General features: G+C 48.2%; 12 protein-coding genes. 2 read left to right on the top strand and 10 right to left on the bottom strand.

What is annotated here, in order from left to right; all coding sequences use genetic code 11:
* The first annotated feature begins 260 nt into the window (after window positions 1-260).
* Entirely contained in the window at window positions 261-599 is a 339-nt protein-coding gene (locus AC6IB1_RS12125; RefSeq protein ID WP_497566878.1) for a Grx4 family monothiol glutaredoxin, read from the top strand.
* Window positions 600-670: 71 nt separating this feature from the next.
* Here AC6IB1_RS12125 and AC6IB1_RS12120 read toward each other — a convergent pair whose 3' ends face one another.
* The 5 genes from AC6IB1_RS12120 to rnt form a co-directional block, all read right to left on the bottom strand.
* Window positions 671-1,993: a Na+/H+ antiporter NhaC family protein gene (locus tag AC6IB1_RS12120; protein WP_497566877.1), complete on the bottom strand. Its 1,323-nt coding sequence runs from the start codon at window positions 1,991-1,993 to the stop codon at window positions 671-673.
* Between the two features lie 170 nt (window positions 1,994-2,163).
* On the bottom strand, window positions 2,164-4,557 hold the full coding sequence (locus AC6IB1_RS12115; protein ID WP_497566876.1) for a VolA/Pla-1 family phospholipase: 2,394 nt from the start codon (window positions 4,555-4,557) through the stop codon (window positions 2,164-2,166).
* A 23-nt stretch (window positions 4,558-4,580) separates the two neighbouring features.
* Entirely contained in the window at window positions 4,581-5,828 is a 1,248-nt protein-coding gene (locus AC6IB1_RS12110) for an outer membrane protein transport protein (RefSeq protein ID WP_497566875.1), read from the bottom strand.
* A 448-nt stretch (window positions 5,829-6,276) separates the two neighbouring features.
* Window positions 6,277-7,563 carry an outer membrane protein transport protein gene (locus AC6IB1_RS12105; protein WP_497566874.1) on the bottom strand — a complete coding sequence of 429 codons (1,287 nt, stop codon included), beginning with the start codon at window positions 7,561-7,563 and terminating at the stop codon, window positions 6,277-6,279.
* Between the two features lie 330 nt (window positions 7,564-7,893).
* Window positions 7,894-8,565: a ribonuclease T gene (gene rnt / locus AC6IB1_RS12100; protein ID WP_497566873.1), complete on the bottom strand. Its 672-nt coding sequence runs from the start codon at window positions 8,563-8,565 to the stop codon at window positions 7,894-7,896.
* Between the two features lie 168 nt (window positions 8,566-8,733).
* Between rnt and motY the strand changes: the two genes are divergently transcribed.
* Complete coding sequence (gene motY / locus AC6IB1_RS12095; RefSeq protein ID WP_497569135.1) at window positions 8,734-9,612, top strand: flagellar protein MotY; 879 nt, start codon at window positions 8,734-8,736, stop codon at window positions 9,610-9,612.
* 74 nt (window positions 9,613-9,686) lie between these two features.
* Here motY and gloA read toward each other — a convergent pair whose 3' ends face one another.
* The 5 genes from gloA to rsxD form a co-directional block, all read right to left on the bottom strand.
* On the bottom strand, window positions 9,687-10,103 hold the full coding sequence (gene gloA, locus AC6IB1_RS12090; RefSeq protein WP_497566872.1) for a lactoylglutathione lyase: 417 nt from the start codon (window positions 10,101-10,103) through the stop codon (window positions 9,687-9,689).
* Window positions 10,104-10,168: 65 nt separating this feature from the next.
* Entirely contained in the window at window positions 10,169-10,810 is a 642-nt protein-coding gene (gene nth / locus AC6IB1_RS12085; RefSeq protein WP_497566871.1) for an endonuclease III, read from the bottom strand.
* A gap of 29 nt (window positions 10,811-10,839) precedes the next feature.
* Window positions 10,840-11,532 carry an electron transport complex subunit E gene (locus AC6IB1_RS12080; protein ID WP_497566870.1) on the bottom strand — a complete coding sequence of 231 codons (693 nt, stop codon included), beginning with the start codon at window positions 11,530-11,532 and terminating at the stop codon, window positions 10,840-10,842.
* On the bottom strand, window positions 11,529-12,161 hold the full coding sequence (rsxG, locus tag AC6IB1_RS12075; protein ID WP_497566869.1) for an electron transport complex subunit RsxG: 633 nt from the start codon (window positions 12,159-12,161) through the stop codon (window positions 11,529-11,531). The genes AC6IB1_RS12080 and rsxG overlap by 4 nt, the downstream gene beginning before the upstream one ends.
* Window positions 12,158-13,219, bottom strand: a complete 1,062-nt coding sequence (rsxD, locus tag AC6IB1_RS12070; RefSeq protein ID WP_497566868.1) for an electron transport complex subunit RsxD — start codon at window positions 13,217-13,219, stop codon at window positions 12,158-12,160. Before rsxD ends, rsxG begins: the two co-directional genes overlap by 4 nt.
* Between the last annotated feature and the right edge of the window lies 1 nt (window position 13,220).

Genomic DNA, 13,220 nt, shown 5'->3' with positions numbered 1-13,220 from the left:
AGGTAGTACCAGTCAGTGAACGAATCTACTTATAGACTGACTGCGCAACAGTTTAGCAAGTTTTTACTTTATTAAAAGAATAATTTTCAAAATTTCAGCGGAATTTGACCCTAAAGATTTTAGGCGTTTTTTTCCAGTCTGTTCCCAGTTAGAATCGGGAAATTCCCAAGCGACTTCAAGATGATCGCGCAGGTAACATTCCAACCATCATCTTGAGGTCGTTTGAGTCAAAGTCATCACACTTGGTGTTCGAGGAAGTAATGGAAACTATTGATAAAATCAAACAGCAGATTGACGAAAATCCAATCCTGCTTTACATGAAAGGCTCGCCGAAGCTGCCTAGCTGTGGCTTCTCTTCTCAGGCAAGCCAAGCGCTGATGGCGTGTGGTGAAAAATTCGCCTATGTTGATATCCTGCAAAATCCGGATATCCGTGCGGAGCTGCCAATCTACGCACAATGGCCAACTTTCCCTCAATTGTGGGTTGAAGGTGAGCTGATTGGCGGTTGTGACATCATTCTGGAAATGTTTCAGAAAGGTGAGCTTCAGCCGCTAATTAAAAATGCAGCAGCACGCCGCGATATGGAAGATAACAACTGAGTTTTCTTTTCTACATAACAAAAAGCCTCTGAATTCAGAGGCTTTTTGTATTTTTCTTGTTACTTATACATTTATAAGATCATTGCTGCCAGCCAACCAAAGCCGATCAGCGGTAGGTTGTAGTGGATAAATGTCGGAACGACAGTGTCCCAAATATGTTCATGTTGCCCATCGGTATTCAGACCTGATGTCGGGCCTAATGTTGAGTCAGAAGCTGGTGACCCTGCATCACCCAATGCAGCCGCTGTGCCAACCAACGCCACTGTTGCCATCGGTGAAAAGCCAAATGCCATGGCTAAAGGTACATAGATGGTGGCGATAATCGGAATGGTGGAAAACGATGAGCCAATGCCCATGGTTACCAACAACCCCACGACCAGCATCAGTAGGGCTGCCAGTGGTTTATTGTCGCCAATGGTTGATGACAGTGATGCTACTAGCGTTTCTACGCCGCCTGTTGCCTTCATAACTGCAGCAAAACCGGCTGCTGAAATCATGATAAAACCGATCATGGCCATCATGTGTACGCCGCGGGAAAATACGTCCTGGGTGTCTTTCCACTTGATCACACCACCGAAGGTAAAGACCATAAAGCCAACCAGCGCCCCCACGATCATTGAACCTGTGTAAAGCTGCACGCCTAATGCTGCTGCAATGGCAATCACGGCAATTAGAATATTCTTCGGTTGGAACTCTGTTTTCTCCGGCTCAGCCGCCAGGATCATTTCTTCTGAGTATTCACGGGGTTTACGGTAGCTGATAAACGTAGCAACCAACACACCAAATATCATTCCTGCTGCGGGAAGTAACATGGCTTGTGGTACCTGGCTGGCAACAATATTCAATCCATTATCATGGAGATTCTTTAACAAAATATTGTTCAGGAAGATACCGCCAAAGCCAATGGGCAGTACCATATAGGGCGTGATCAAACCAAATGTCAGCACACATGCGACTAACCTACGATCCAATTTGAGCTTGGCAAACACATGCAAAAGGGGAGGGATCACAATAGGAATAAAGGCGATGTGTACAGGAATAACATTCTGTGAGGAAACTGCCAACAGCCCAAGAGCCACAAGCACCATGTATTTTAGGGCTACAGAGGCATTTTCACTCTCTTTACCGTGGATTTTTCTCACCACAGACTGCGCAAGCAAATCGGTGATACCGGAACGGCTAAGCGCAACGGCAAAAGCGCCCAGCATGGCATAACTCAGTGCGATAGTCGCACCGCCACCCAGTCCCCCTTCAAACGCAGAAATGGTTTCTGGCAGTGACATACCGCTGATAACACCGCCTAAGACGGCACTGAAAGTTAGCGCAACGACAACGTTTACCCGTAACAGGGCCAACGCCAGCATGACGCAAACTGCAATAACAACTGGATTCATACTTTTCTTATCCCTACAACAGCCCCAACGGAGCAAAACCTATCCCCAAAAGATGAAGATCACAGTTTGCTGATATTTTTGATGTTGTCGAGGGGAAATTGAAAGGAATTGGAGTGAAAAGCCAAAAGACCAGCGGAGCTGGCCGTTTGTAGTGGAATATGATGCCGGTACTATTCAAGCACGCTTGTATCAGCGACAGCAAAGTCTTCCATTGCACCACTCAAGAATTGGACAAGTTGAGACTGCATTTCCACTGTATGGTTTACATCACTTAAATCATTATTTTGCGGTGCGATAACTGAACTGTGTTGACCTACGTTATTGAATTTGGTGATGTTGCGTCCACCGCTGGTAGCTTGCGAGCCACTGTTTACAATGGTTAAATTCAGAGCTGTTGCGAGAGGGTGTGTGCCAGCAAATGGTGCATCCTCAACAGCATTGGGTACTGTATTGTCGTTTTTGACTTGCTGCATATAAATTGGCAAGCCGCTTAAAACGTTTGTTTCTGTATAATCGTTCAGGGTGATAAGGTTGAAGGGATCAACAGTATCCAAAACGGTTTGTGCCGCATAAGCAAACTGATTCAAAATGTTCGCTTGTTCTGCTTGAGAGACACCTGCCGTGACAGTATCTCTAATGAGTGGCCCAAAAGTGTCTGATCCAATCAGAAGGTTCACGATTTGGCCCCCGGTGTTTGCTGCAGCGATCCGTGAGAATGTAAATAATGCGTCAGCACTACTATTGTCTATGTCGGCACTGCTCAGGGTATTATTCGCCGTTACGATTGTACCAAACCCAGTAATGCCACCCAGCGAGTGACCAAACAGTGATGGTTTTTGGGCTGTGGTATCATCCAGCAGTGCTAAGGGCGTGCCTGAAAACAAGCCAGCCCCTTGTGAAAGGGTGACCGCAGCGCGAAGACCGAGATTGTCTAAGACACTTTGTCGTAAATTGTCTCGCCCTACTGGCAGGTAAGCCAGATTCAGGTAGTTTGTCGCATCAACATTCGCAGATCGGGTTGAATCAAGACTGCGCTCACCATGGATAGGCTGGTCGATAGCCAAAATGGCGAGATTTTTACCTAGTCCCTTCGCGCCATTAATCAGGTTGGCAGCGAAGGCATACGCATTTTCTTTCGCTGAAGTGATACCATGCTGGTAAATCACCAGCTCCATGGCGCCTGTTGGCGTTGTCGGGGTAAATAAGATAAATGGCACATCATCCAGAGATTTTACCTGCGGGATTGGGCTGTATCTGGTGATGATTCGCTCAGCGTCTAACTGTTCACCCGTACTGTCTGCCAATGTCAGGCCAACGAGTTTGAGTTGCTCGCTGATATTGTCTGCTAACGTTGAAACATCAATGCCAGCTTCGACAAGTTGCTGGGCTACTGTGCCAGCATGACGGCTGTCATTCAAAGCATTCGAAATGACTGCAAGACTTGGCATGCCGGATTCAAAAGGTGTGCTGTTCCATAATGAAGCACCTTTTTCAAGGAAGTAGGGCAGTTTTACCGTACCTTTGGTGACAGTGACTGAGTCTGCAAGGTATGAGCCAACCAAGAGTGGCGTTGCTGTTCCGTCCGGATCAACATACGTAGCAAAGTTTGAATCGGCCTGAATGGCTGTCGCATAGTCCTGTCCTGATGCCGGTACTGACATTAAATAGGCCTGGGACATGTCCACATTGTTCGGATTTGCCGACCCTTTCCAAACCGCACCGAAACTTCCTGCACTCACGCCTGTCGCGATAGCGGCTTTGGTCGCATACAACGTATCTCCGACAGATTGAGTGGTAAACCAGGTACTGTATATGATGTCTTGGTTATCTACGCCTAATTGACCAAAGATTGCATTAATGCCTTTAGTGACAGCGGCCGCCTGGGCAATTGCGTCATTGACAATGGTATTGGACTTTGTGACCAGGGTGGCGTACGAAGACGACATACCCAGTGAGTCACCGTTTCTGTCAGTCAGAGCGTTGGTGAGAGCGACAATATACTCGCCTTTTTCTTCAAGCGAACGGCTGAATTGAATAACCAAGCGATCATTTTTTGCGTCTGATATCACGCGATAGTCAACGCCATTGACTAACTGTTTTTTCAGGTTCGGCGAGCCAGTTACCCCCTCCGTGAGTTGGGCAATCATGACACCAGACGTAACAATGCCATTGGCAAGACCAGCCCCGTCAAATGGCAAAATAAAAGGCATAGAGACTGGCCAGCCATCCATGGTGTTCATTGCGGCGCGCGGATCGGCGAGGGTGTTTGATAATGCGGCGCGTTTTGATGACTGTGATGCCTGAGTGTTTTCGGCCGTTGGAATGTTCAATGTTCCATCACGTGTGTCCATCAGCACAAAACTGGGACCTGGAACATTGGCATCATCACCAGATAGGTGAAAATTGATCTTCGTCGGCGCTTTCAGGCTTTGCTGGATATATTGCTCTTCAAAGAGAGAATCGCTATTACTACCGCTCAACTCAGTGTCACCACAAGCGGATAGTCCCAGCACCGCGGTCAGCATAAGAGAGAGTTTGGCTTTTTTCACATTAAGTAGGTTCATACATTCTTCCCTGTGTCACTGACCTAGAATATGTAGTTTGCTTGGAATGCGGCTAGGTATGCAGCCCCTTTGCCATCGAAGGTATAGTCAATACCAGATACACTGCTGCTTTCTTCAAACGAACTGGATTTGCTATGGATATACGTCACACCAGCGTCAAAAGAGAGTGTTGGAGAATACTGGTATGTTACGCCAGCGGAGAACCAGTAACGGTCTGTATCCGGGATGCTGAGGGTTGACTTACCTGCCTGTTCATCAAATGCAAAACCGGTACGTAGTGTCCAATCTTCATCCAGTGTGTATGTTGTCCCAATAGAATAGCGAAATGCATTGTCATACTGTTCGTCTTTGAAAAAGCAAATGCCATTTGTCTGTGAGCAGCCGTCCCCCGTTGCTTTCAATTCTGTAAAATTACGCCATTCTGACCACAGCACACTGTAATGAATTGCCCAGGTTGTATTTAGCTGGTGGAATCCTGATACTTCGAGAATGGCAGGTAGTGGTACTGTTAGGTCGCCTTTAACCTGACCGCCTCCAGGAACAATGCGGCCGGAGTAATCAGTGAAATCACCTTCAAAGTCCAGTTCAATCTCAGATCGGTAAGCAATCCCGAAGCGATTGTTAGCGTCTGCTTCATACAATGCACCCACATTCCAACCCAATCCCCAAGTATTCCCCTCCATACTGACCAGCTTGTCGCCAGCAGATTTTGAGGTGGCGACGGAAGCGATACCAAAATGTCGATTAAGTTCAGCGATTGCGTATACGATATTCAGACCACCGCCGATACTGACCTGATCATTGATGCGATATGACACAGCGGGATTGAGATTGACTGAGATAAGGGAAGTATCACCGGCAAGATCTCCGGCATTGAAGGCGTCAGGATAGTCTGTAGCAACACCATAAACGGTATACAGCCCCAACCCTAAAGCCCAGTTGGAGTCTATGGGGTTAACATAATACGATGCGGGAACTAGCTGTATTGGGGCCACATCAGAGGCTTTTTGGTTAGTTGTTGTATCGGTTATGTCTATTTCTGGATTGATAATATGCAGCGCCCCAGAAATCTGTGTTTCTGAAAACAGCGCCATTGAAGCTGGGTTACGTGCCATTACCGAAGCATTGTCTGCCATCGCTGCATCACCCGCATAGGCACGGCCTAGTCCACTAGCTGAATGCTCTGATACCTGAAAACCTGCACTCCATGCTGTTGGTGCAGTAAGGGCAATGGTGACCGCCAGGGCGCTTCTTGATAATTTTTTTGACATACAGCCTCTCGTCCATCTGAGTGCTTGGTTAACAATTGACCAAGCAAAATCCAATATATTCAGTGCGTTGGGAAAACCGTTCAGCCTATATCAAATTGATATGTCTGCTGGTCGGATCTTTGTGCTGGTTACTATGTCACGTTGCGCAGTCATGTTAAATAGGTGTTAAATGCGGCATGAGAGAATGGTTTTTCGGCACTTTGTGTCTAGGTAGAAAACTTGTGTTTTAAGTAAAAGCACTAATCATTACTTGGTGATGCCAAACTACCTGTAACTGTTCGTTAATAACGTGAAAAGACTTGATTGAAAAATGAACAGGTGTTTAAAAGTGCCGCACAATAACCGAGAATGGTTGTCACCTGTGTAACAGTGAAATGTTACTTTTGTGATTGAAAACAAAAAAAGCCGATTGAAAAAAATCGGCTTTTCTCTTTTTTGTAATGGTTGATTAGAAGGTATAGTTTGCACTGAGAGCGTAAATGTAAGCATCTCCGCCTACTGTGAAGTCATAGCTAGCGACAGCTCCACCAGGTAGGTTTTCACTTTCAGCACCCTTTACATCATCGCCGCTTAAATAAGCAAAGCCTGCATCAATGCTCAGGTTATCAGTTGCGAAGTAGGTTGCTCCAAATGTGTACCAATCGCGCTCAGTATCCGGAATGCTGAGAGTACGGTGTGAATTGGGCACTGGGCTTTCATCTTTCGCATAGCCAGCTCTCAACTCCCATTGGTCATTGAGGAAGTGCGTCACACCAACTGCATAACGCCATGTGTCGTCCCATTTTTCGTCTTTCTGAAGGCACACACCTTGACCAGCAAGACTAAGACATTGAGAACTCGTTGCTCTTAACTCTTGGAAACGGCTCCAACCTATTCGCATTGCGCTGTAGTGAACAGCCCACTCATTGCTGAGTTTATGGAAACCAGAAAATTCAAAAATATCAGGAAGGTTTAGTTCTAACTCTCCAGGCACTGTGCTAGTTGCAGAGGTACCTTTATAATCGCCTTCAAGGGTGATATCTACCTTTGAACGGTAACCAACACCAAGTCGATTATCTTTATTGAATTGCCAAAGTGCACCAACATTCCACCCAAAACCCCAACCATCACCGGCTAGGTAAGAAATTTCATCGGTCGCAGAGCCACCTAAAGCAAAACTGCTACTCAATATGCCTTTTTGTCGCTTAAGTTCCGCGTCGGCGTATACCGCATTAAGGCCAGCCCCAAGACTCAACTGATCGTTAATCTCATAGGCAAAGTTGGCATTGAAATCTACCGTCAACAATTCAGTCTGCCCGCCGATTGCTCCCGCTGGCGAATCTGTTGGGTATTCGGTTGACAAACCAAAGTTAGAGAAAGCTGAGAATCCCAAAGCCATTCTATCGTTCAATGGACGAACGTAGTGGAAATTAGGTACTAGGGCATCTGGTGCAACATCGTTATGTTCGTCAGCCCCCAATGTCGTTCCATTTAGTGCAGCATTTTTTACTGTTACATCGACATCTGGCTGTACAAACGACAAACCACCTGACACCTGTGCGGAATCAAACATCGTCATCGCTGCTGGGTTGCGGGCAGCGACAGCAGCGTTGTCTGCGATTGCAGCCTCACCGGCAAACGCGCGGCCTAAACCGCTGGCAGAGTGTTCACTGATTTGGAAGCCTGCGCCATGGGCCTGAAAGGCGGCCAGCGCGATGGCGGTAGAAAGTAAGGTACGTTGCGTTACACGTTTCATCTATAAATGCCTCTCTGTCACTGCCTTATCAATCCTAACAACCTGCAACTTACCGCTGGATAGGGAGATTGTTGTAATCAACGTCATTAACCACATCCTATTCCGTTGATGGGACGTGTTAATTGTTTCTAAGACAGTATAAGTAGCAATTTGGAAAATGTTGCTTTCTTGTTATCAATAGTTTGCGCAAGATCTTGTTGATGATTTGTGCTAACTGAGATTGATTTCAGACTTTTGTTTAAAACGCTGGAGAGAGTGAAAGTGGATAATGACGAAATGCCTTTTATTTTGTGCGATTCCGCCATGTTATACACGTAAGGGAGGAGAGTGCTATTCGTCTGATTGTTGTTCGGACTTTTCTTCCGGCATTAAAACCGGCCAACCGCCTAATTTCTTCCACCTGTTTACAATTTCACAAAACAGCTCGGCTGTGCGCTCTGTGTCGTAAAGGGCGGAATGTGCCTCGTTGTTGTCGAAAGCAATACCTGCGGTTTTACATGCTTTTGCCAGTACAGTTTGCCCCAGGGCTAAACCACTGAGTGCGGCAGTATCAAAAGTCGCAAACGGATGGAATGGGTTGCGTTTAAGGTTGGCGCGCTCAGAGGCTGCCATGACAAAGCTGTGATCAAAGTTGGCGTTGTGGGCGACCATGATTGCTCGCTGACAGCCTGATGCCTTTTGCTCTTTTCTGATCAGCTTGAAGATCTCTTTCAGGGCATGTTCTTCATCAACCGCGCCACGAAGCGGGCTGAAAGGATCTTTAATGCCGTTAAACGCCAATGCTTCCTGTTCCAGGTTGGCACCTTCAAATGGCGTAACGTGGAAGTGAATTGTTTTGTCTGGAGAAAGCCAACCATCCTCGTCCATCTTTAATGTCACGGCGCAGATTTCCAGCAGCGCATCGGTTTGCGGATTGAAGCCTGCTGTTTCAACGTCGATAACGACAGGAAAATAGCCACGAAATCTTGCTTTTAATGCGTTCAGGTCGGTCTCTTGGGTCATGCTTCAGATAACTTAAAAAAATCAGGTGGGCATTATGGCAGAAGCGTCCCGCTTTTTCATTTTCTAGTTTGGATGGGAAGGGTGAAAATAACACTAAAGATACGTGTCAGCTGTCCGATAAGATAAGCATCCCCCTTTTTCATTGTCGCAACAGGAATTGCCATCGTGATGAAAAACGCATCGCTGTTGACATTGTGCATCGCCGCCAGCCTTGCTCCGTTGTCGGCGAGTGCAGGTAAATACTACGTGGCCAAGCCTACCGAGTCAGTGTGGACAGTAACGGTGGATACCCCGATTGAATGTCGTATTGAACACGCTATCCCTAACTATGGCATGGCGATGTTTTCTTCCCGTGCCAGTAAGAAAATTAATCTGGATTTTGAGCTGGAAATGCGTCGCCCTATGGGACAAACCCAGAACGTGTCCTTAGTGTCTATGCCGCCAGTTTGGCTGCCTGGAGAGCCTGCGGAGTACATTGATAGGTTGCGTTTCTTCAAACAGTTTAATGGGTTTGTGGATGGGCAGACGGCGTGGAGTATGTTGTCTGAGCTCGAAAACGGACGTTACCCTACGTTCAGTTTTAAAGAGTGGCAAAGCCGTGGCAAACGCGTAGAAATCGCACTGTCATCGGTGTCATTCCAGCAGCCATATAACGAGTTCAGCGGCTGTATCTCGCGCCTGCTTCCGTACTCGTTTGAAGACATTGCTTTTACCGTGCTTCACTATGATGAAAACGGTGCTGAGCTGAATAAAGCCTCGATGGCGAGACTGGCGCAAATTGCTGAGTTTGTGCGTTACAGCCCGGACATTGATCTGGTGTTGATGGCGACATACACCGATAACCGAGGTGCAAAGGTGGCTAACCAGCGACTGTCAGAGATCCGTGCGCAAAAGTTGGAAGCGTATTTTATGTCGCTGGGTTTGCCAAAAGACCGGATACAGGTTGAAGCATACGGTGAACGCCGTCCTATTGCGGAAAACGAAAGCCCGATTGGTAGAAACAAGAACCGCCGGGTGGTGATATCACTGGGCAGAACCATTATTTAATCTCGGTTCAAAAAATCTGGAATAAAAAACGCCCGGCTTTATTTGAAGCCAGGCGTTTTTTGTCCTTCTCTGGGTTAGTTACCTAAACCTTCAGAAGCACTCTTATTCTGGATCAATTCGATTTTGTAGCCGTCAGGATCTTCGACAAACGCGATTTCCGTGGTGCCGCCTTTTACTGGGCCTGGTTCGCGGGTGATGTTTGCGCCTGCTGCACGCAATTTGTCGCAAGTCGCGTAAATATCGTCAACACCAATGGCGATGTGACCAAACGCTGAGCCATGCTCATATTCCGTGGTGCCCCAGTTGTAGGTCAGCTCAATCACTGCACCTTCTGATTCATCACCGTAACCAACAAACGCCAGCGTGTACTCGTACTGCTCATTTTCGCTTTTGCGCAGCAGTTGCATACCCATTACGTTGGTGTAGAAGGCAATGGAACGGTCCAAATCGCCAACGCGGATCATGGTATGCAAAATACGACTATTGCTCATGACATTCTCCTTAATTGTGTCTGCACGCCTAGTTTATCAGTTAATGACAGAGAAAGGGTCAGTGATTATTCGTCCGGATAAACCTTGTCTTTGAATTCACAAAGATCTTCGATAATGCAACTTCCACAGCGTGGTTTACGGGCCACACAGGTGTAGCGACCGTGCAGGATTAACCAGTGGTGCACATCGACTTTGAACTCTTTGGGTACCACTTTCAGCAGTTTCTGTTCTACCTGATCGACATTTTTCCCCATCGCAAACTTGGTGCGGTTAGACACGCGGAAAATGTGGGTGTCTACTGCAATCGTTGGCCAACCAAACGCGGTGTTCAGCACCACATTGGCGGTTTTGCGCCCTACACCCGGCAGGGCTTCCAGCGCTTCCCGGTTTTCCGGTACTTCACCGCCATGTTGCTCTATCAGGATTTTGCAGGTCTTAATGACGTTTTCCGCTTTGGAGTTAAACAAGCCAATGGTTTTGATGTATTCCTTTACGCCTTCAACACCAAGCTCAAGCATGGCTTGTGGCGTGTTGGCAACAGGGTACAGCTTATCCGTAGCTTTGTTCACACTGACGTCGGTGGCCTGTGCTGAAAGCAATACCGCGATAAGCAGCTCAAACGGCGTGCTCCAGTTGAGTTCAGTCTGGGGGTGCGGGTTTTCCGCTCTTAATCGTTCCAGTATCTGAATGCGTTTTTCGTTATTCATTTGTTATATCTTCATCCGTTGAAGTCACGTTAGTCAGCAGAAGTGACGCGGACACGCTCAATGACAACTTTTTCTTTAGGTTGTTTTTTCGCCTGTCGGGCATCGATAACGTTTTTCGCCGCAATCAGGAAACCGACGGCCAGAAATGCACCCGGTGGCAAGATAGCCAGCAGGAATGGGCTGTCAGTGTGGAATATCTCAATGCGCAATCCTGCTGCCCAGTCACCTAAAAGTCTGTCTGCACCATCAAAGAGCGTGCCATTACCCAGAATTTCACGGATAGCGCCCAGTACAAACAGGGCGGCGGTCATGCCCATGCCCATCCAGAAGCCATCTAAAACAGAAGGCAGGGGCATGTTTTTGGAAGCGAAGGCTTCTGCACGGCCGATGATAATGCAGTTGGTCACGATAAGCGGAATAAAGATACCCAAAGACTGGTACAGGCCAAATGCATAGGCGTTCATCAGCAGTTGCACGCAGGTCACCAGTGAGGCAATGATCATCACGAAAATAGGGATGCGGACGTCTTTAGGCACCCACTCGCGCACCAGGGAAACCGTCAGGTTGGAGCCCATCAGTACCAGCAGTGTCGCGATGCCCAGACCCAATGCATTGGTCACAGTGGCAGAAACGGCGAGCAGGGGACAAAGGCCCAGCAACTGCACCAGTGCCGGGTTATTGGCCCACATTCCCTCTTTCATTAGCGCTTTGTTCTGGCTCATGATTCGGCTCCACAATTCTGGGGTTGGCGAATAATGGTGTCTTTGTTCTGCATTGCGTACCACGCGGCCTGACGCGCGGCATTTATCACTGCACGCGGTGTGATGGTCGCGCCCGTGAACTGGTCAAACTGGCCGCCATCTTTATAGACCGCCCAACGCTTATCTTCTTCACTCTCTATGCGTTTACCGCTGAATGAAAGCACCCAGTCAGACACATTGAGATCGATTTTATCGCCCAGCCCCGGTGTTTCATTGTGGTTCAGTACGCGAACGCCCAGCACGGTATTCTGGGTATCGACACCTACCAGTATTTTTATTGCGCCGTTGTAACCATCAGGTGCGATGGCTTCGATCGCCATGGCAGTCGGTTCACCGTTTTTCCTGGCGATATAAACAGGCATTGGCTCATTTGTTCCAAGGCTTGGACTTGTTACCAGCGTACAGGTCTTGGCCAGTGGATTGTCATGCAGCTCTTCAGGGATCACCTGATTCAACACCTTGAGAAGCTGGAGGCGTTGCTGCTCAGCAATGGTGTCTTTCGTCAACGTATTGGTCACGGCAACTAAGCCTGTTGAAAGCAGTGCCGCCAGCGCAAGGATTGCGCCATTGTTTCTCATCGCGCGGATCATTTGCTTTCCTTCCTGTGGCCGTATGTGGTCGGCTTGGTGTAATAGTCAATCAAGGGCACACACATGTTTGCAATCAGGACGGCGAAGGCCACGCCGTCAGGAAACCCGCCAAAAGTGCGGATCAGGTAAACCAGCGCCCCAATCATGGCGCCGAAAACCAGTCGTCCGCGTTCTGTGGTCGAGGCAGAGACCGGATCGGTGGCGATGAAAAATGCCCCCAACATGGTCGCGCCCGATAAAAGATGCATAAGTGGAGACGCCACGCCATCAGGACTGATGGCATAGCCCACCAGACTGAATACAAACAGCGTACCCAGCATGGCGACTGGAATGTGCCATTGGATGGTGTTTTTCTTCAGCAGGACAAGACCACTAAACAGGAAGGCGATATTCACCCAGCCCCAGCCGATACCAGCAAAGCTTTCAAACACTGGCTTTTCCAGAGCTTCGGAGACAGTCTCACCGGCCAGCAGTGACGTTTTGATGGTGTCTAAAGGCGTTGCCATGGTACTGCCATCAACGGCAATACGAAGCTGGTTGACGCTGAACCCGTCTGTCGTCAGGCCTGTAAAAATGGCGGCAACGCTGTCTGTAAAACCCATCGACTGGGCCACCAGCTCAGAGGGCGGCAGCCAGGTGGTCATTTGAACCGGGAATGAAATCAGCAGTACGACATAAGCAACCATGGCGGGGTTAAACAGGTTTTGCCCCAAGCCGCCATAAAGCTGCTTGGCAATAACCACCGCAAACAGGGTACCGATAACCACAATCCACCATGGAGCAAAAGGGGGAATGGCAATACCCAGCAGCACACCGGTCAGCAGGGCTGAGTTATCTTTCAGGTAACGTTTAACCGGACGACCGCGCATTTTGACAATGGCGGCTTCGGCAACCAAGGCAGTTAACGACGCCAGGGCAACCTGGATAAGCACACCCCATCCGAAGAAATAACAAAGCGCAGCGATACCGGGCAAGGTGCAGAGTATCACTGTCATCATGATATCGCTGGTACTTTTGCGACTGTGGCTATGTGGGCTACTGGCAATAAAAAAGGCCACG

This window comes from Grimontia sp. THUN1695 (assembly GCF_059704325.2).
The sequence above is the reverse complement of the archived record's forward strand: the minus strand, read 5'-3'. Positions and strand labels throughout refer to the sequence as shown.